This window comes from Nocardia sp. NPDC051787, assembly GCF_040681325.1.
Classification (GTDB): domain Bacteria; phylum Actinomycetota; class Actinomycetes; order Mycobacteriales; family Mycobacteriaceae; genus Nocardia.
In genome coordinates this window covers 239,270-257,139 of sequence record NZ_JBFAYO010000002.1, presented here as the reverse complement: position 1 = coordinate 257,139, position 17,870 = coordinate 239,270, and the positions used below count along the sequence as shown (strand labels likewise).

The following is a 17,870-nucleotide window of genomic DNA, read 5'->3' as shown; positions in this document are numbered from 1 at the left end:
GGTGCCCGCGTGGGAGGAAGGCATGACTGTGACTGCGGATCCGGAACACGTACCGATCGTGGTGATCGGAGCAGGGATCGCCGGGATCGGCCTCGCCGTATCGCTGCGGAAGGCCGGTTTCAACGATTTCGCCGTGCTGGAACGCGCCGGGGACCTCGGCGGCACCTGGCGGGCGAACACGTATCCGGGCTGCGCGTGTGATGTGCCTTCGCACCTGTATTCGTACTCCTTCGCGCCCAATCCGAACTGGTCGCGCACCTACGGGACGCAGCGGGAGATCCTCACCTACATCCGGTCGGTCGCGACGCGCCACGATGTGGTGCGCCACATGCGGTTCGATGTCGAACTGGTGGAGGCGCGCTGGGACGAGGCGGCGACCCGGTGGCAGTTGCGCACCGGTCGCGGGGACCTGACGGCAGACGTGTTGATCTCGGCCGTAGGGCCGTTCAGCGAGGCTCAGATCCCGTCGTTGCCCGGCGCGGAAACGTTCGAAGGCAGGCAATTCCATTCGCTGCACTGGGACCATGAGCACGACCTCACCGGTGAGCGGGTCGCGGTGATCGGCACCGGCGCCTCGGCGGTGCAATTCATTCCGGAGATCCAGCCTGTGGTCGGCAAGCTGACCGTGTTCCAGCGCTCGGCGCCGTGGATCGTCTCGCGACTGGATCGCCGCACGCTGCCCGCCGAACGAGCGTTGCTGCGCCGGATGCCCCTGCTCGGCAAGGCGATCCGCGGTCTGTACTACACCGGCATCGAGGGGTTCGGCCTGGTCGGCTTCGTGGACAAGCGCTTCCGGCACCCGTACGAGGCGCTGGGGAAACTCCAGCTGCTGCGCCAGGTTCGTGATCCGGCGCTGCGCCGCAAGCTCACCCCCGACTATGTGATCGGCTGCAAGCGCGCGATCTTCTCCGACGCCTACTATCCGGCACTGACCAAGCCGAATGTCGAACTGGTGACCGACGGCATCCGGGAGATCCGCGCACGGTCGATCGTCACCGCGGACGGCGCTGAGCGCGCGGTGGACACGATCATCTTGGGTACCGGATTCGGCGTCCCGCCTGCGATTTTCGATCGGATACTCGGCGTCGACGGCCGATCGATCGGCGATCGCTACCGGTCGCGTCCCAGCAGCTACCTCGGCGCGACCATGGCGGGTTTCCCGAACTTCTTCTGCACCCTCGGGCCGTTCGGCGCGGCCGGCAACCAGTCCGCGATCTATATGATCGAAGCGCAGGTGCGCTATATCGTCGATGCCGTGACCACCATGCGTGCGCGGAACATCCAGCGGATCGATGTGCGCGAGGAGGTTCAGCGCGCCTTCCTCGACGAGGTGGCCGAACGCAGCCGCGACACCGCCTGGCTGACCGGCGGCTGCCGCAGCTACTACCAGACCGCAGACGGCGGCAACGCGGGACTTTATCCGAACTGGAGCTTCGAATATAGACGGCGCACAAGCCGCTTCGATCCGGAGTCCTACCAGTTGCGGGTCGGGTGAGCGCCGTGGTCATGGACCTGCTGCGCCGGGTGCTTCCCTTCTCCGCCCAGTCCGCCGCGGACCGGCTGGATGTCCGGGATCGGGTGGTGGTGATCACCGGCGCGGGCACCGGCATCGGCCGCGCACTCGCCGAAAAGCTCTACGCCTCGGGCGCTTCGGTGGCGCTGATCGATATCGATGAGGCCGCCGCCGCGACGGTCGGCCGCTCGATGGGGGAGCGCGCGCTCGTCGTGCGCGCGAACGTCTCCGATCGAATCGGCATGCGCCAGGCGATATCCCGGGTACGTGAGCGCTTCGGCCGGATCGATGTGGTGGTGGCCAACGCGGGCGTGGTGCCGGAGCCCGCGACGATCAGGACGATGAATCCCGGGGATTTCGATCGGGTCATCGGCATCAACGTCACCGGCGTGTTCAACACCGTGCACCCGGCGCTGGACGACATCGTCGCCGCGAACGGACACGTCGTGGTCGTCTCCTCCGCCGCGGCGTTCGCACCCGGGATGGGTGGCTCGCCCTACATGGTGAGCAAGGCCGCGGTGGAGCAGTTCGGGCGAGCGCTGCGGGTCGAGCTGGCCGCGGTCGGGGCCACGGCGGGCGTGGCGTACTTCGGCGTCGTCGACACCGCGATGACGCACGGCACGCTCGACGAGGACGAGCTGGGCGCCGACCTGGGCGCGCTGCTGCCCTGGCCGCTCAACCAGCGGATCACCGTGCGCGACGCGGCGGAATCCCTCGCCGAGGGCATCGCGCGCCGGGCGCCGCGCACCGTCGCGCCGCCGCAATGGGAGCCCTACGCGCTGCTGCGCGGCGTGATCAACGTGGTGCTCGACGGCAGGCTCGCACGCGACCCGCGGGTGCACGACCTGATCCACCGCGTCGAACAGCGCAGGACGGAAACCCAGCCGGTCACCCCGGTTCCGCGCTGACCTACGGCTGGGCGGGAAAGATCGTCTCCAGCGTCAGCGCGTACTGCAGATCGGCACGGGTGCCGAGGGTGGTGAGCAGCACCCGGATCATCGTCAGGCGCGCGGCGGCGACGGTATCCGCGTCCGGTTCGGCGCCGGGCGCGGTGCCCGCGGAGATGCGGTAGACCACGTACTCGCACAGGTGCAGCGCGGCGTCCAAGTCGAGCGGGCTCGGAACAGGACGGCCCAGCTCGGTGAAGGTCTCGCGCACCAGGTCGCGAATGTCGTCGAGCGCGCGCTCCCGGTACGCCGAGACCGGCGATCCCTGGTCGTGCAGTTCGGCGAACAGCGGACGCAGCATGGGGCCATGACCGCGCGCCCAGTCCAGATAGGCGTCGATCAGCCGGATGCCCAGCTCGACGGGCTCGTCGGTGCCGCTCAGCGCCGTGCGGATGCCGCCGACCAACCCGTCGTTGGAGCTGTCCAGTACCGCGAGCAGCGGTTCGGTCGCGTTGCCGAAATAGCGGTAGAACGTCGGCCGCGCCAGCCCCGCCTGCTCGATGATCTGCGCGACGCTCAGCCCGCGGGAACCGGTGCGGGTGAACACTTCCGCGGTGGCGAGCACGATACGGGCGCGCACCTCTTCGGCCTGTTTCTGGGTCTGCGGCGGACGCCCGCGCCGCGCGGTGGTGGTCTCAGCCGACATCGTGCCGCCTCACAACGCCGCCCTCCGCATGCCTGTGTCCCACGACGAACAGCTTGACACGAGGTGTGACATAGACATTAATCTAACACAACTGTTCATTAAATGGTGCTTGCGTGCGGCGCAGCCCACCGTCCTCGAGAGGGCCGACCATGACGACCGCCCCCCAGCTGGCCCCCGCCGACGCGCTGCCTTCGTCGCTGGTGCAGCCGCTGCTTTCGCACGCCGTCGCGGGCGGCGCCCCCGCGGTCGAGCTGTTCGCGCCCGCGACCGGCGCGAAGATCGTCGACCTTCCGCAGTCCGCCACCGAGGACATCGAGACCGCCTTCGTGACCGCGCGGGAAGCGCAGCGGCAGTGGGCGCGGCGGCCGGTCCGGGAGCGCGCCGCGGTGCTGCGCCGGTTCCACGACATCGTGCTGGCCGAGCAGGACACCATCCTCGACATTGTGCAGACCGAGACCGGCAAGTCGCGTGCGCACGCGTTCGACGAGGTCGGCGACGTGGCCGTGAACGCCAGGTACTACGCGTCGGTGGCCGACCGTCTGCTGGCCACGCGCAGGCCGCGTGGTGTGCTTCCCATGCTCACCCGGGTCGACGTGCGACACCGGCCCAAGGGCGTGGTCGCGGTCATCTCGCCGTGGAACTACCCGCTGGCCCTGGCCGCCTCCGACGCGTTACCCGCCCTCGTCGCGGGCAATGCCGTGGTGGCCCGCCCGGACAACCAGACCGCGCTCACCGCACTGTGGGCCATCGACGCCGCCGTGCGCGCCGGATTGCCGCGCGGACTCTGGCAGGCGGTGCTCGGCCGCGGATCGGTGATCGGCGGCGAGGTGATCGCCCGCGCCGATTACGTCGACTACACCGGTTCCAGCGCGACCGGCCGGACCATCGCGCAGCAGGCGGGCGAGCGGCTGATCGGGTACTCACTCGAACTCGGCGGCAAGAACCCGCTGCTCGTGCTCGCCGACGCGGACGTCTCGCGCGCGGCCAAGATCGCCATCCGCGCCTGCTTCGCCTCCGCCGGACAGCTCTGCGAGTCGATGGAGCGGATCTACGTCCACGACAGCGTGTACGACCGCTTCGTCGCCGAATTCGTCGGCCACGTCGAGAAGATCGAGCTCGGCGCCGGGCTGGACTACGACAGCGATATGGGGTCGCTGACGTTCCAACGCCAGCTCGACACGGTCACCGCACACGTCGACGACGCGGTCGCGAAGGGCGCCACCGTGCTTGCGGGCGGTCGCGCGCGGCCGGACCTCGGCCCGTACTTCTACGAACCGACGGTGCTGACCGGGGTGCGGCCCGGTATGACGGTCCACCGCGAGGAGACGTTCGGTCCCGTGGTGTCGATCTACCGGGTGAGCAGCGATGATGAAGCTATAGAACAGGCCAACGACACCGCATACGGCCTGAACGCCAGCGTGTGGACCAAGGACACCGCCCGCGGCCGTGCGGTCGCGGCGCGGATCAACGCGGGTTCGGTGAACGTCAACGAGGGCTTCATCGCCGCGTGGGGCAGCGCCGACGCGCCGTCCGGCGGGCTCGGCATCTCCGGCACCGGGCGCAGGCACGGCCCCGAAGGCCTGCTGAAGTACATCGACACCCAGACCATCGCGGTGCAACGGGTGCTGCCGATCGCGCCGCTGCCCGGCATGTCGGAAGCGATGTGGGCGAAAACCATGACGCTGTATTTCGGCGTGATGAAGGCGCTACGGCAGAAGTAACTCGCACGACTCACGGATCAGGAAAAACACGGATGAAACTGAACACGGTCGCGGGCAAGCGGGTCCTGGTCACGGGAGCCGCGATGGGGCTCGGCAAGCTGTTTGCCGAACGCGCGGTGCGTGACGGCGCCGCCGCGGTGGTGCTGTGGGACATCAACGAGACCGCGCTGAAGGAGACCGCCGCCGAACTGACCGGTCTCGGCGGCGCCGTGCATCATCACGTGGTCGACGTCTCGGCGCGGGAAGCGATCGCCGAGGCGGCCGCGACCGTGCGCGAGCAGGTCGGCGGCATCGACATCCTGGTCAACAACGCGGGCATCGTGCGCGGCAACAGCTACTTCTGGGAAACCGGCAATCGCGCCGACATCGACAAGACGATGGCGATCAACGCGATGGCCCCGATGTACGTCACGCTCGAGTTCCTACCCGCCATGGTCGCGGGCCCCACCGAGGCGCGGGTGCTCACCATCGCCTCGTCGGCCGGTCTGGTGTCGAATCCCCGCATGAGTGTCTACGCCGCCTCCAAGTGGGCGGCACTGGGCTGGTCGGATTCGGTGCGCATCGAACTGGAGCAGGCGGGCCACGACCACGTGAAGATCACCACCGTGTGCCCGACCTACATCAACACCGGAATGTTCGAGGGCGCCAAGGGATTCTGGTTCACCCCGATCCTGGAACAGCAGGACGTGGTCGACACCTCGTGGCGCGAAATGAAGAACGGCACCCCGTTGGTCGTGCTGCCCTGGACCTCCCGCCTGAACAAGGCGATCTCCGGCCTGCTCCCGATCAAGCTGCGCGACCTGTTCCTGAACACAGTCGGCGTCTACCACTCGATGGACCAATTCACCGGCCGCAAGAAGTAGTGGCACAGTACGTCGCGTCTCCGTCTCCTTGTGTGCACCCCGACCTGGTTCCGCTGATCCACGTCGCCCTTGAGGCTCCACTGTTCACATTGCTGTTCCGAGGGCCAACCACCCTGAACCAGGAACGTCTGAGCACGCAATTCTTCAGCGTCGAATTCACGCGCCGCGCGTTCCTGAACTCTGCACGCGAGTATCTGGGCCAAAATCTCGCACCGGAATGAGCGGCCGGAACGATAGCGTTCGTTAGTTGGCGGGTGCCCAACAACTACTTCTAGACGTGAGGTGAAGGACGCTCATTCCCGAGGGACTTACCTTGCATCACCGTGTCGTGAGGCTCGACGTGAACGCGGGGTAACCGTGGTGTATCTGAAACACCGATATAGCCGCCGCTGCACTGATCAGCAGTGCAAGGGCTGACCGAGACAACTGCGAAGATCGCAATGCTCCGAAGCTGCCGATCGGTATACGTCACGTTCTTACTCCTTGTCTTCAGATGTAGCCGCAGGGGTATAGCCGCGGTACAAGAGGTTTCGATGTAGCCGGACGCCATCGTCGGTAAGCCAGTACACCGGCTCGCGGCGCTGACCTCCGGTGTGCGATGTTCCGGACTGGGCATACCCGCCATCCAGCAGCCAGCGCAGCGCGGCAACAGTCGGTCCGAGACGAAAGCTGCCCGCGAGATTACGAGCCGAGATCGGCTTTCCGATCAACCCGAGCGCACGAACTGTCCGTATCAGCCCGCGTGCCAATTCCACTTCTTTACCGGCAGGATCCGTAACTCGGCCCATCCCGCCCTTCCGTTAGATCGTTCCGCGTGAATTATCTTGAGCTGTAAATAATTCCGCCCAATACTCGCGACGGATCGCATCCCACAGCCCCGACAGTCTCGGGAACCGCTCACGCATCTCCGCCAAGTCGGGAGCGGCGGCGAGAACAGCTGCCGAAAACAAACATTGCGTCTCGGGGTCGTTACCCACCAGCATTATTCGAACACGGTGGTGGTCGAGTAGCCAGTGTGCGACCCAGCCGTCCACTTCCGTGCAGCGCTCGCTCATACCAGCCCCTCGAAAGTTATTGATTGCCTTCGCTGCCGAGACTGTTCGTGCTCGGGGCAGGTGATGCCAACTCCGAAAGCTTGCTCAACACTTCGCGAATCGTCTGTGTCGTCGGCCCGCTGTGCGCGCTCGGCTCACTGTCCAGTGGCGGGAACGCGATTCCCCGCGCGGCGGCGCGCTCGCGTGGGCTCGAGGTCTGCGGCGCGAGTCGGCCCGCATCCACCAACGTGCGGTGCGCTGCCGCTTTCCATAGGCAGTGGTCGACCCGGCAGGCGAGGTGACGTTGCATTTGCTTGTGGGCGAGTTCGACGTCGGCGTTGTCGCAGACCTGCGGGGGCGTCACGATCACGGTCCTATTGATCACGCCGCCCCCATTTCGATCGGTGCCTGGTGCATGATCCGCAACCAAGTCTCTGGCGGGCACACGGTTTGCAGGTCGAAGTCTTCGCAGACCCGCGCTGGCTGGTTATCGACGTGGACCAGGTTGTACACCACGATCGCCGCCACGCCCAGCCCCGCCGCGATACCAATCGCGTAGCCGATCGGGTCGGTAGTGCCTTGCGGGGGCCGCACAGTGTACAGGTAGCGCAAGCCCAGCGATCGGGCGTGCCGCTCGATTAACAGTTAGTCGTATTGCGAGTGAAGAGGGTCGGGGAAGATCAGGCAGCTCACGCGGTGGCACTGGCGGGGCCGGGGATCGCGTCGTCACCGAGTTGTTCGGCGACGAAATCAGTCGCCAGGGCCAGCGCGGCCTCGTGGCCGTCGGCGGCCAGAGGCAGCCATGGGAGCGCCAGCTCAGTCATCACCGCTCCGACGTGGTAGTCGGCCAGTGTCCGGAATTGCTGGTTGCCGTCGCGGGACTTGTTGGTGCCCAACGGAATATTCGGGTCGAGCTGCGTGCGGAAGACGAGGTGATAGCGGTCGCTGTGGGCGCGAGCCAGCGTCTCCAGGTACGCCCGTCCCTCCTGGTCCGGGGTCTCACCACGATAGTCCAGAGCGGCCCGGTAGTAACCTAGCGCGTCGGGGACCGCGCGGTCGACCAGCACCACATCGCCGTGTAGCCATGCCTCGAGCTCGTTACTGATCCCGCGCGTCATGATCCACAACGTGGAGGTCCAGGTGTGATTCCACAGGATGGGCAACCCCAAGCGTTGCGCTTGTTCGCCGAGGTCCGCGACCGTGGAGACTTGCAGGCCCGTCCGGCGTAGCTCATGAGCCAGCCGGGCAAGGAAGGTGCTCTTGCCGGTGGAATGGGTGCCGACCACCGCGATGGTGACCGGCTGATCGAGGGAATTCACCACAAACCTCCTTCGGGTTCTGGGACAGGCAGGAACTCAGGAAGCCCAGCCGCAGTGACCAACTCGGGCCAGTCCAGTCCGCCATCAGTGATCAATGCGCAAAGCAACTGCCACGCGGCCCAGGTGTCGTATCCGGCGCGGTGGTAGCCCTGCCCGGCAATGGTGCTGGTGTCGAGTTGGCCGCGTTCGATGAGTTTGTCCAGCGCATACGAATCCAGCCCCCGCCAGACCGTCTTTGCCAGCCGCAGCGTGTCCAGAATCATCGGCGGGTTCCAGTCCGGCAGATGCGCTGTAAGGACCTTGCGCTCGACAGTGGCGTTGTGGGCGACCAGCACCCGCCCGCACAGAGCTTCGTCGATCTCGTCGGCTACTTCCTGCCACTGCGGGCAGTCGGCCAGGTCGGCGTTGGTGATTCCGTGGACCTTGCGCGTGACGATCGGTGTCACCGGCTGTTGCGGCCGAATCAGCCACGACCGCAACGCATCCAGGGTCGTCGGCCCGTCCAACAACAACAGCGCGATCTCGATGATCTCCGGCGGGTTCTGCCCGTTGCCCTCTACATCGACAACGGCCAACTGCCGCTCGCGCAAGGCGTTCGGAAACGGAAGTGGGTTCGTCATGATGGCGTGTTCTCCCTCGTGGTGGGCCAGCCGAGATCGTCGCGGCCGTGACGGTTGTGGTGGTGTGGTTTGTCGATGTCGTGGACCTGGTATCCGTGACCGTGCTGGAGCAAGTAGCGGCGCTGCTCGTCCAACCCGGCCACGACCACGGCGCGGTCGTTGACCTCTATGAGGGTGCCGCCCAGGTCGGCGGCCTGATCGGCGACATGCCGTTCGTCGGGGCGTCGCCACGCCCGAGCGCACCGCTGTAGCGGTGCGGCCGGGCAGATGTCGCACAGTTCGCGGATGCCGTAATGGCCGTTGTAGTCGGCGATTCCGTGCGCGTAGGCGACCGCGCAACTGGTCTTGCGGAACAATGGGGAACCGGGGCGACTGGTGTCGGCGGCATTGAGAATCCGTCGTTCCAGCGCCTCGGGGAACACCTTGCGCCGGGCACCGTCCGGATACGGTTCCGGCAGTCCGTTCGCCCGGTAATAATCGCGGATCTGGTCTTTGAAGAACAGACCAGTGAACACGGTCGCGTGTGCGTGGTGGCTCAGCGTGAGCGCACGGCGTAGATGCTCGTCCGAGTCGTTGAGACCCGGCACGATCGGCCGCCAGTACAACACCACCCGATACCGGTCCGCGCGCTCGAACGCCGTCACCAGCGATCGCGCTGCAATCGTGGAGTCGACCGGCTCGACACGTGGGTCGCCGATACCCGAATGCGTAACCAGGACAGTGACTTTCAGATTCTTGATCGATTTCAGGACCGCGCAGTCCTCCGGCTCGATCCGCCACCGGGTGATCACCAGAACGTGGTTGGTCAATCCGCGCGCATCCAGCAGTTTCAGCATTGTGAAGGTGTGCTGCTTGACCCTGGGCAACATCGGGTCGGTAGCCCGGTTCAGCAGCTGGATCGGTGTCACGTGCGGCCGGAAGTACCGATGACTGGTGAGCAGGTCGGCGGCCTCCTGGTCGTCCATCAGCGCTCGCGGAACCTTCATCTCGAAGTTGTCGAACAGATGCCGCACGCAATACCCGCAATCCAGCGGGCACCCCACAATCCAGTTCAGACTGAGCCCGGACTTGCGGTACTCGATCACGTCCAGCAGTTCCGGCCGCATCCGCGCTCGCTGTGCCGCGTCCAGCAGCGGAACGCCGTGGCGGGTAGTTGTTGTCATGGCCTGCGCCTCCCATTCGATTCCAGGCCACCGGTTTCGCGGTGCCTACATCGAGCAGACCGCCGCGTCCCCCAGGCCAGGAAGATGGCAAATCGCCGAAAAGCCGATTTGCCACCCCCGTGCGGTAGGTAAGAATGAACCGATGCAGGGGGTACCGATGAACGACCCGGCCAGCGAATCAGAACGGCAACCGGCAAGCGTCGCAGACCAGTTGGCGCGCGAAATCAAGCGTCGCAGGCAGGCGGCGGGTCTGAGTCAGCGCCAGCTTGCTGCCAAGATTCGCTATACACGTCAGTACATCGGCATGGCCGAGAGTCACGACGCCGTGCTCCCATCGCGCGAACTCGTGGCCGCGCTGGACGCCGGGCTCGGTGCGGACGGCGCACTGGTCACACTGCGCGCGCAGGCCCACGACGTGCAACGCACCACGCGCATGCGCAACAGGTCGACCGCCCCGGAGAACACGGTCAACGGCACCACCGTCATGTTGCCGGTTATCATCGACGGCCGAGTCGTATCACTGCCTCTCGATCCGCGTATCGTCGGTCTAGCGGGTGGCAGCCTTGCCGGTTCCGCTGGTAAACCCGAAGACGATGGGGATTTTTCTGTGATAAACCGTCGCACACTACTCACTCAAGGAATTGCGGTTGCGGCCATCGGCGCATTAGACCCCGACCTTATTCATAATTCTGACCCCGTTGAGGCTGGCGTTCGTTCAAGGCAAATTTCTGAACGCACCCTCACTAGCTTTACGGCCGTGACCCGCTTGCTTGCAGGCCAAAGACAAAGCATTGCACCCGATGCGCTATTGACACTAATTTCGGCGCATCGAAATTCGGTGACAACACTGTTTCGGAGCGCCGCCGACGAACGTGTCAAGAATCAGATCGGCTTCCTCCTTGGTGAAACCTCAATCGTCGCAAGTCGACTCTGGAGCGCAATCGGAGATCGTTCGATGGCGCTGGCGAGTTGCGTATTCGCAAAGCGTCTCGCGGACGACATTAGAGACCCGGCACTCGGTGGGATTGCAAGAATCTTCGAAAGCAATCTCCGTTCGGACGCCGCGACGCTGATCGGTTCAGACGGCGATGTCGTGGACGGTCTCCAACTGCTCGGGGAAGCTGCCGCAGTCGCCGACGTTCTTCCACCCTCCGCCCAAGCTCGGATAGCAGCAGAGCAAGCACAGGCATTCGCAGTGCTGGAGCTGGCCAGGGAATGCCGAGAAGCACTAGCGCGCGCACGCCGCGCTGTAGACGAGATCGCCGAGCCCGATCAGACCGGCCTTTTCAGCGATTGGAATCGCACACGACTTACGGTCTATGAAGGAACATGCTGGCTGTTCCTTAACGAGCCTCGGAAAGCGATAACTGCACTGAATCAAGCCATCAGCACAACCGCAGCGGATAATCGGAATGTCACTCTCGCCGCACGAGTCGACCTCGCGAGCGCCCACGTACTTAGTGGCGAACTAGAAGAAGGGTGCCGAATACTGGGAGACGCATACGAAAATCTCGTCGCAATGGGAAATTCGCGAGGGATTGAACGCGCCCAGCGTGCGCTTGGCCGACTCGAGCCATGGAAAACTGAAACACCGGTTCGGGAGCTTCGGGAAAGGATAGAAAACCTCAAGGTTTCCTAATTATTACCTGCCAAGGAAGCTACGGTCGAGACCACCATATCCGTGTCCAGTCGGTCCAAGGCCGCGTCGGGAGAATGCTGCTCGAGCTCATTACGGGGCATTCGATGCGCGACCGCGATAACGCGAAAACCTGCATGCCGAGCACAAGCAATGTCGTTCGGGGCATCACCAATGACAACCGTCCGGCTCGCATCGAGCATAGTGCCGTATTGAGCGGCGAACCGTTCGACAACCACGGCAGGAAGCTCGAATCGGTCACGCGCGTCATCGCCGAACGCGCCGATACCCAGATCCAGGTATCGGTCCAGGCCGGATACGCGAAGCTTGACTTCGGCTGCTACACGCAGATTTCCAGTCAAGACAGTCTGCACGAACCCGTGTTCGTGCAGGGAGGCAATGGAATCAAACGCACCCGGATACGCTGGCTGCTCACGGGCAAGTTCCTGTTCCCCCTCGAACATGACACGGGCCAGTACCTCGTGAAACCGCTCGACGCCCTCTTCGGCAACCTCCGACTGCACCCCCGAAGCAACAGCAGTATCCACAACGATCGACTCGTCGGTGTATCCATGCACGCGCGCCTTCGGGAAGACGATCGACTCCTCTTGAAGACCATAGGTGCGGGTGACAGCCCTTCGGAGCCAACGCAAGTCAGCCGGTATCAAGGTGCCGTCGACATCCCAAACGACTAGACCCGCGTAAGCCGCACTCATGCCGAGCATTCTGGCATGAGTTCGGTCTGGGCGGCACTCTGCACGTCGTCCGGACTAGTCCAACTTTGCTATCGCACGGTCGTCCGTGTCCGTGATGGGTTGCCTACCGGTCGACTCCCAGCTGGCCGGCGAAACGTAGCGGCCTTCCCTCGGGCGCGATCGCTTGTCTCCTCGGTGGCTGCTGATCAGCCGTCGCCCGCTCGTCATCAATCCCGCCATTTGGTGACTGACGACTGTTGATGTACGCCACGGTGTCGTGGCCGCGATGCTGGTGAACACGGGCGTGTGTGCGGCGGTGGCTGAGTACGCCGGGCTCGTGCTCCCCATAGGTCAGAGACGGGTGCCGACCACGACGGTCGCATAGTGCTCGCCGGATTCCGCGACGCGGCCCGCGAGACCGTGCTCGCTCAAGACCGACATCACGATCGGCGCCTGGTCCTCGCTGGACTCGACCAGCAGGTGGCCGCCGGGAGCCAGCCAGGCGGCGGCGTCGGCGGCGACGCGGCGGAAGATGTCGAGGCCGTCGGACCCACCGTCGAGGGCGGTACGCGGTTCGTGATCGCGGGCCTCCGGAGGCATCTGCATGATCATCGCGGAGGGAACGTAGGGGGTGTTGCAGAGCAGGATGTCGATGCAGCCGCGCAGTTCCTCCGGCAGGGCCTCGAACAGGTCGCCCTGGTAGACGGGGGCGCCGAGCGGGGTGAGATTGCAGCGGGCGCACTCGACCGCGACCGGATCGATATCGGCGGCAGCCAGGGTCACCATGCGGCCCTCGGCCGCGAGGATCGTGGCCGCCGCCAGCCCCAGCGCTCCGGAGCCGCAGCACAGGTCGACGATCATCGGGTGACCCGTCCTGGCGCGGACCAGCTCGACCGCGCGGTCGACCAGGAACGCGGTGCGCCGGCGCGGCACGAAAACGCCGGGGGACACGGCCACCCGCAGCCCGTGGAACTCCGCCCAGCCGAGCACATGCTCCAGCGGGGTGCCGTGCACGCGCTGGGCGACCAGCGCCTCGAGCGCGGCGCCGGTCTCCGCCGCGGCGGCGATCAGCAGCCGCGCCTCCTCCTCGGCGAACACACAACCCGCCGCGCGGAGCTGGGCGACCACATCGGTTCCGGCTGACGTCACCGCGCCATCCTGCCGCGCCAACGGGAGATTCCGCCAACGCATTTTCCGGGAGATCGGGACCCGCACGGGTCGGGTCCCGATCGCGGGTCAGCGTGCCGTACTCAGCTGGAAGGTGCGCGTGGCGTCGAGGTAGATGCCGCGCTGCGACGCTCTGCCGGGTGGGGGTAGCTGGGAGACCAGCTGCTCCAGCGAGGTCGTCGCTCCGACCACCCTGGTGCCCGCGACGATGAAATCGGCGACGGCACGGCGAATGTGATTGGGCGAGGTGACCACGATGGCGCTCGTCGCACCGGCATCCCGCAGCATCTGCGTGCTGAACAGGGCGTTCTGCACGGTCGAGCCCGCGCGGCTCTCCACCTGTATCCGTGACGCGGGCACACCGTGGGCGGTCAGCCAGTTGCGCATGGCCTCGGCCTCGGTGATGCCGTTCTGCGGGTTGCCGCCGGTGACGACGATCGGCGAGAACGGTGCGGCGATCGATTGCAGCCACGCGGCGGTGAGCCGGTTGACCAGTTCCGGGCGCGGCGACCCGTCCGGGAGCAGGCCGTAGCCGAGGACGACGATGCCCGTCTGCGGCCCGGCCAGCGCGGGCAGCGGATTCGGCAGGGTGCCGACCGCGGCGCGGATGGCGCCGAGCACGTTTTCGGTGCCCTGCGCCTTGGCCGGATCGACGACGCGCAGCCGCGCCATGGCGTCGATGAGGGCGAGCAGGTCGCCCGCGTAGTCGGACCAGATCGCTTGCAGGGAGAGCGCTTCCGCGTCACCAGGGTCGGCGCCGATGAGGGCGCGCAGGTCCGCGCGGCCCGCGGCGTCGTCGCCGTTGGTGAAGTGCCGCTGGGCGGAGTTGTAGAGCGCGGCGGTGTCCGGCGCGGCGTGCGCGGGAACACCGGCCAGACCGGTGAGGGAGAACGTGGCGAACGACGTCGCGACGAGAAGTTTCACATGCCTCGAGATCTTCACTACAGTCGACACCTTTCCGCTGAGGAACGGGTTGGCACGCACTAGCAGTCACTTGGGGCAAACAGAGATCACGATACGGGCGATCGAACCCGGCATAAGGGAACTGCCGGACGGATTCCGCGCTGGTGTTGCGCGTCTACCTGCCGACCGGGGCCGCGGACGGCTCGGGCTGCCTCTGCTTTCGCTCGCCCGGGCGCGGGATGGGAGAGGGACTTCGTCCGGCTGTTGCTGTTCCGCGGCCGGCTCGGTTCGACGCGGCCCGGCGTGGGGCCGGGAACGAACTTCGGGTGGCTGCTCCCATTAGGCTGTGTCGACGTGGATACCGTTTCGCTGTCCGGCAAGGAACTCGCCGCCGCCATCAACGCCGACACCAAGGCTCGCGCCACCGCGCTCACCGAAGGCCCGGGCGCGCCGCGTCTCGCGCTGATCGTGGCGAACGACGACCCGGCCAGCGCCTGGTATGTGAACTCGCTCCGCAAGGCGGCCGAACGGCTCGGCATCGCCTGCGACACGGTCGATCTCGGTCCCGACGCGACCGTGGCGGCGATCCGCGCCGAGCTCGCCGCGCGCGGCGAGGACCCGGCCACCGACGCGATCATGCTGCAAACCCCCCTTCCGGCCGGCGTCAGGCTCGACGACGTGAGCTCGGCGATCGTCGCGACGAAGGATGTCGACGGCGTGAGCCCGCTGTCGCTCGGCCTGCTCGCGGCCGGGTTGGACGGCTTCGTCCCGGCCACCTCCGAGGCCGTGGTGGAACTGCTCGCCCACCACGAGGTCCCGCTCGCCGGCCGGCACGTCGCGGTCGTCGGCCGCTCGAACATCGTCGGCAAGCCGCTCGCCCAGCTGCTGCTGGCGAAGGACGCCACGGTCACGGTGTGCCATTCCCGCACCGCCGACCTGGCCGCCGTCACCGCCACCGCCGACGTCGTCGTCGCCGCGGCGGGCCGCATCGGCCTGATCTCCGGCAAGCATGTCCGCGCAGGCGCGGTGGTCATCGACGTCGGCACCAACGAGGCGCCCGACGGCAAGATCGTCGGCGACGTCGACGCCGACTCGGTGCGCGGCAAGGCCGCCGGGCTGAGCCCCGTCCCGGGCGGCGTCGGCCCCGTGACCACCGCCCTGCTCATGCGCCACGTCGTCGCCGCCGCCGAAACCGGCCGCAAGGGCTGACTGCTCCGACCCCCGTTACCTCGCACCGGCCTCCGCTGCGAGGCCGGACACGGCAGCTGAGGAGCGCGGGATTCAGCCGCGACCGATGGCGCTGATCAGGGTGCGGTTGCCGTCCTTGGTCGTGGTGACGATCTGCGGGTTGTAGGTGACCGGAGCTTGCCCCGGGCGATGTTCGGTGACGACCACGACGTACTGACCAGCGAACGCCCCAGGGGTGATCGCCACGCAATGAGTGGTGCCCGCAGGGATGGTGTCGATACCCTGCTGGATGGCGTCGGCGGTCTGCACCGCGGCGTCGGCGGTCGTGGTGCTGCGGACCTGCTCGCCGGAGCGGGTCACGTAATAGGCATGCTGGAAGGCGAAGATCACCGCGGGGCCGGAATCGAAACCGCCCACACCGTTGCCCTGGATGCGGTTGCCTACCCGCTCGGCCGGGCACTGCGCGATCGGCGTCGCCGCCGACGCGGTGGCCTGGGCGGACGGGGCGGATCCGGTCGGCTCGCCCGAATCCCCGGTGCCGAACTGCATGTAGGCCGCGAAGCCGAGAGCGGCGACGCCAAACGTGCCGAGCAGCGGTGTCGCCCACCGCGGCCTTGCCTGCCGCCCGCCCGAGCGATCGATCAACCCGGTGAATTCGTCCTCGTAGGGCGAGGCCTCGGGTGCCGGCGCGGGTCCGGGTGGCGGCGGCTGCACGCCGGCGGGTGCCTGGTCGACCCACGCTGACCACTCACCCTGGTAGTCCTCGCCGCCTCCGGGTGGGTTGCCCGCTTGCCCGGCTATGCCCCGACTCCCGCGGTCGTAGCCAGGTCGTGCGCTCATCTCCGGTCCGTCCATCGCCCCACCCTTCATCAGGTCCCCGTCAGGTTATCCGCATGCCCCGGTTGCGGGAACGCGGTGCCGCGTCCTTCCACCGAGCTTCACGCACTCCGGAGAATACTGCCGGGTATCTGGTTCGGGCACGTCCGCAGACGCCAGGCGCAGCGGTCTTCGAGTCGAAAACCCTTGCCGCACCGGCGGTGCCGCTCACCAGTGTGTGATCACCGGGTCTCCGATGCCGAGGGTGTAGTAGACCCATTCGGCATCGGCGGGTGCGAGGTTGATACAGCCGTGGCTGACGTTCGCATAACCCTGCTGATCCACCGACCACGGGGCCGAATGTATGAAAACGCCGCTCCACGTGAGGCGTTCGGCGAACTCACCATTGATGATGTAGCCCTCCGGCGAGCTCAGCGGAATGCCGATGGTGCGGGAGTCGAACACGATCGACCGGAACTTCTCCAGAACCGGCCAAGTGCCCGACGGCGTTTCGAAGCCCGGCTTGCCCATCGAGGCGGGCATGGTCCGCACGACGGTGCCGCCGATGGTGACCGTGAACGTGTGCGCCGACATGTCGGCGTCACCGAAAACACCTGCGTTGGTCCGGAATTCCGTGCGTGTACCGCCGACCGAGACGACGATGCGGGCATTGGCGGGCAGGAACCCGGTCGGCGTCCACACCGCTTCGCGATCGCCGGTCCACGCGAGCGTGCCCGCGAGTGGCTGGGTCGTTCTGATGTCGATGGATTGTTCCGTACGTGCGCGATCCGTCACGGGCGCGGCGAAACGAATGGTCACGGGATGAGCGACACCCACCACCTGGCCGTTCGAAGGTCCGATCGACGCCACGGCAGGTGCCGATGGCCGTCCGATCACCGTCGCTGCCGCCGCACCCGACCCGAACGCGGCCAGTGCCACGATCACGGTCGCGAGGAACAGGTACCGAATTGCGCTCCTCATGGCGTCCACCCCTTCGAGATGGTGTGGTAGGCAAGGAAACATTCTAAGCCCGCATGATCAACTCGGCCACGGATGGATTTGGTCCGTGGTCCAGTTGTGATCGGTGGATTCGCCTACCACTGGTCGCCTACCCGTTCGGCCGCGAAGGAAACAGGCGCCGATGCCGGGGGTAGCTGGATCAGCGGGTGGGGCGTGCGGGCAGCGGTTCCGGTTCGGTTGCCGACCGCGCGTCGAATTCCGCTCGGGCGGCGAGGATTTCATGCTGGTGCTCGACGGCCCAGACCCCCATGGCGTGGCTGAGTTCACCGATGCTGGAACCGAGTTCGGTGAGCGAGTACTCCACCCGGGGCGGCACCGTGGGGTATACCGCGCGGCGCACCAGCCCCTCGCGTTCCAGGTTGCGCAGCGTGCGGGTGAGCATCTTCTGGGTGATGCCATCCAGGCGGCGGCGCAGATCGTTGAAGCGGACCGGCCCCTCGTTGTCGCGCAGGACGCTCAACACGAGCATGACCCATTTGTCGGCGAGGGCGGCCAGCACTTCCCGGGCAGGGCAATGGTGCAAGTAGCTCTCGACCAAGCTCGGCGACTTGGACCAGTCGCATGCAGTATCCACGGGTACCTCGGTATCAAAAAGGTGCCTTCTTTCCAGAAGATACCA

18 protein-coding genes are annotated in these 17,870 nt (G+C 66.4%); 6 read left to right on the top strand and 12 right to left on the bottom strand.

Going from position 1 to position 17,870, the window contains the following annotated elements; all coding sequences use genetic code 11:
* The first annotated feature begins 22 nt into the window (after positions 1 to 22).
* Both AB0M45_RS03105 and AB0M45_RS03100 read left to right on the top strand, forming a co-directional pair.
* A complete protein-coding gene (locus AB0M45_RS03105) occupies positions 23 to 1,495 on the top strand; it encodes an NAD(P)/FAD-dependent oxidoreductase (RefSeq protein ID WP_364322301.1) in 1,473 nt (490 codons plus the stop codon).
* Entirely contained in the window at positions 1,492 to 2,421 is a 930-nt protein-coding gene (locus AB0M45_RS03100; RefSeq protein ID WP_364322299.1) for a short-chain dehydrogenase/reductase, read from the top strand. Before AB0M45_RS03105 ends, AB0M45_RS03100 begins: the two co-directional genes overlap by 4 nt.
* A gap of 1 nt (position 2,422) precedes the next feature.
* Here the strand turns inward: AB0M45_RS03100 and AB0M45_RS03095 are convergent, their stop codons facing one another.
* Positions 2,423 to 3,106, bottom strand: a complete 684-nt coding sequence (locus tag AB0M45_RS03095) for a TetR/AcrR family transcriptional regulator (protein WP_364322298.1) — start codon at positions 3,104 to 3,106, stop codon at positions 2,423 to 2,425.
* A 149-nt stretch (positions 3,107 to 3,255) separates the two neighbouring features.
* Between AB0M45_RS03095 and AB0M45_RS03090 the strand changes: the two genes are divergently transcribed.
* A complete protein-coding gene (locus AB0M45_RS03090; protein WP_364322296.1) occupies positions 3,256 to 4,827 on the top strand; it encodes a succinic semialdehyde dehydrogenase in 1,572 nt (523 codons plus the stop codon).
* Between the two features lie 32 nt (positions 4,828 to 4,859).
* Positions 4,860 to 5,690: an SDR family NAD(P)-dependent oxidoreductase gene (locus tag AB0M45_RS03085; protein WP_364322294.1), complete on the top strand. Its 831-nt coding sequence runs from the start codon at positions 4,860 to 4,862 to the stop codon at positions 5,688 to 5,690.
* Between the two features lie 1,071 nt (positions 5,691 to 6,761).
* Here the strand turns inward: AB0M45_RS03085 and AB0M45_RS03080 are convergent.
* The 5 genes from AB0M45_RS03080 to AB0M45_RS03060 form a co-directional block, all read right to left on the bottom strand.
* Positions 6,762 to 7,109, bottom strand: a complete 348-nt coding sequence (locus AB0M45_RS03080) for a hypothetical protein (protein ID WP_364322292.1) — start codon at positions 7,107 to 7,109, stop codon at positions 6,762 to 6,764.
* A complete protein-coding gene (locus tag AB0M45_RS03075; protein ID WP_364322290.1) occupies positions 7,106 to 7,336 on the bottom strand; it encodes a hypothetical protein in 231 nt (76 codons plus the stop codon). The genes AB0M45_RS03080 and AB0M45_RS03075 overlap by 4 nt, the downstream gene beginning before the upstream one ends.
* A 77-nt stretch (positions 7,337 to 7,413) precedes the next feature.
* Complete coding sequence (locus tag AB0M45_RS03070; protein ID WP_364322288.1) at positions 7,414 to 8,043, bottom strand: AAA family ATPase; 630 nt, start codon at positions 8,041 to 8,043, stop codon at positions 7,414 to 7,416.
* Positions 8,040 to 8,663: a 3'-5' exonuclease gene (locus AB0M45_RS03065; protein ID WP_364322286.1), complete on the bottom strand. Its 624-nt coding sequence runs from the start codon at positions 8,661 to 8,663 to the stop codon at positions 8,040 to 8,042. The genes AB0M45_RS03070 and AB0M45_RS03065 overlap by 4 nt, the downstream gene beginning before the upstream one ends.
* The gene (locus AB0M45_RS03060; RefSeq protein WP_364322284.1) at positions 8,660 to 9,826 is read right to left on the bottom strand and encodes a radical SAM protein; all 1,167 of its coding nucleotides are present in this window, start codon (positions 9,824 to 9,826) and stop codon (positions 8,660 to 8,662) included. Before AB0M45_RS03060 ends, AB0M45_RS03065 begins: the two co-directional genes overlap by 4 nt.
* Before the next feature lie 157 nt (positions 9,827 to 9,983).
* Here AB0M45_RS03060 and AB0M45_RS03055 point away from each other — a divergent pair, with 157 nt between their 5' ends.
* Positions 9,984 to 11,465 carry a helix-turn-helix transcriptional regulator gene (locus AB0M45_RS03055; RefSeq protein ID WP_364322282.1) on the top strand — a complete coding sequence of 494 codons (1,482 nt, stop codon included), beginning with the start codon at positions 9,984 to 9,986 and terminating at the stop codon, positions 11,463 to 11,465.
* On the opposite strand, the gene AB0M45_RS03050 is transcribed toward AB0M45_RS03055, so the two are convergent.
* The 3 genes from AB0M45_RS03050 to AB0M45_RS03040 all read right to left on the bottom strand — a co-directional run bounded on the left by AB0M45_RS03050 (position 11,462) and on the right by AB0M45_RS03040 (position 14,266).
* Positions 11,462 to 12,178, bottom strand: a complete 717-nt coding sequence (locus AB0M45_RS03050; RefSeq protein WP_364322280.1) for a haloacid dehalogenase-like hydrolase — start codon at positions 12,176 to 12,178, stop codon at positions 11,462 to 11,464. The two genes, AB0M45_RS03055 and AB0M45_RS03050, sit on opposite strands and share 4 nt — an antisense overlap.
* Before the next feature lie 330 nt (positions 12,179 to 12,508).
* Positions 12,509 to 13,306: a putative protein N(5)-glutamine methyltransferase gene (locus AB0M45_RS03045; RefSeq protein WP_364322278.1), complete on the bottom strand. Its 798-nt coding sequence runs from the start codon at positions 13,304 to 13,306 to the stop codon at positions 12,509 to 12,511.
* Between the two features lie 87 nt (positions 13,307 to 13,393).
* Positions 13,394 to 14,266, bottom strand: a complete 873-nt coding sequence (locus tag AB0M45_RS03040) for a YdcF family protein (protein WP_364322276.1) — start codon at positions 14,264 to 14,266, stop codon at positions 13,394 to 13,396.
* A 315-nt stretch (positions 14,267 to 14,581) separates the two neighbouring features.
* Between AB0M45_RS03040 and AB0M45_RS03035 the strand changes: the two genes are divergently transcribed.
* Positions 14,582 to 15,436: a bifunctional 5,10-methylenetetrahydrofolate dehydrogenase/5,10-methenyltetrahydrofolate cyclohydrolase gene (locus tag AB0M45_RS03035; protein WP_364322274.1), complete on the top strand. Its 855-nt coding sequence runs from the start codon at positions 14,582 to 14,584 to the stop codon at positions 15,434 to 15,436.
* A gap of 72 nt (positions 15,437 to 15,508) precedes the next feature.
* Here AB0M45_RS03035 and AB0M45_RS03030 read toward each other — a convergent pair whose 3' ends face one another.
* The 3 genes from AB0M45_RS03030 to AB0M45_RS03020 form a co-directional block, all read right to left on the bottom strand.
* Positions 15,509 to 16,255 (bottom strand): hypothetical protein, encoded by a 747-nt coding sequence (locus AB0M45_RS03030; RefSeq protein WP_364322272.1) that lies wholly within the window; start codon positions 16,253 to 16,255, stop codon positions 15,509 to 15,511.
* Between the two features lie 204 nt (positions 16,256 to 16,459).
* Positions 16,460 to 17,212: a L,D-transpeptidase gene (locus AB0M45_RS03025; RefSeq protein WP_364322270.1), complete on the bottom strand. Its 753-nt coding sequence runs from the start codon at positions 17,210 to 17,212 to the stop codon at positions 16,460 to 16,462.
* Positions 17,213 to 17,390: 178 nt separating this feature from the next.
* Positions 17,391 to 17,825 carry a helix-turn-helix domain-containing protein gene (locus tag AB0M45_RS03020; RefSeq protein WP_364322268.1) on the bottom strand — a complete coding sequence of 145 codons (435 nt, stop codon included), beginning with the start codon at positions 17,823 to 17,825 and terminating at the stop codon, positions 17,391 to 17,393.
* Positions 17,826 to 17,870 lie beyond the last annotated feature (45 nt).

Excerpts from the sequence above, each read along its gene's own strand:
- AB0M45_RS03105 (WP_364322301.1), top strand. The coding sequence starts at position 23 with ATGACTGTGACTGCGGATCCGGAACACGTACCGATCGTGGTGATCGGA.
- AB0M45_RS03095 (WP_364322298.1), bottom strand. The coding sequence starts at position 3,106 with ATGTCGGCTGAGACCACCACCGCGCGGCGCGGGCGTCCGCCGCAGACC.
- AB0M45_RS03090 (WP_364322296.1), top strand. The coding sequence starts at position 3,256 with ATGACGACCGCCCCCCAGCTGGCCCCCGCCGACGCGCTGCCTTCGTCG.
- AB0M45_RS03085 (WP_364322294.1), top strand. The coding sequence starts at position 4,860 with ATGAAACTGAACACGGTCGCGGGCAAGCGGGTCCTGGTCACGGGAGCC.
- AB0M45_RS03065 (WP_364322286.1), bottom strand. The coding sequence starts at position 8,663 with ATGACGAACCCACTTCCGTTTCCGAACGCCTTGCGCGAGCGGCAGTTG.
- AB0M45_RS03060 (WP_364322284.1), bottom strand. The coding sequence starts at position 9,826 with ATGACAACAACTACCCGCCACGGCGTTCCGCTGCTGGACGCGGCACAG.
- AB0M45_RS03055 (WP_364322282.1), top strand. The coding sequence starts at position 9,984 with ATGAACGACCCGGCCAGCGAATCAGAACGGCAACCGGCAAGCGTCGCA.
- AB0M45_RS03050 (WP_364322280.1), bottom strand. The coding sequence starts at position 12,178 with ATGAGTGCGGCTTACGCGGGTCTAGTCGTTTGGGATGTCGACGGCACC.
- AB0M45_RS03030 (WP_364322272.1), bottom strand. The coding sequence starts at position 16,255 with ATGAGCGCACGACCTGGCTACGACCGCGGGAGTCGGGGCATAGCCGGG.
- AB0M45_RS03025 (WP_364322270.1), bottom strand. The coding sequence starts at position 17,212 with ATGAGGAGCGCAATTCGGTACCTGTTCCTCGCGACCGTGATCGTGGCA.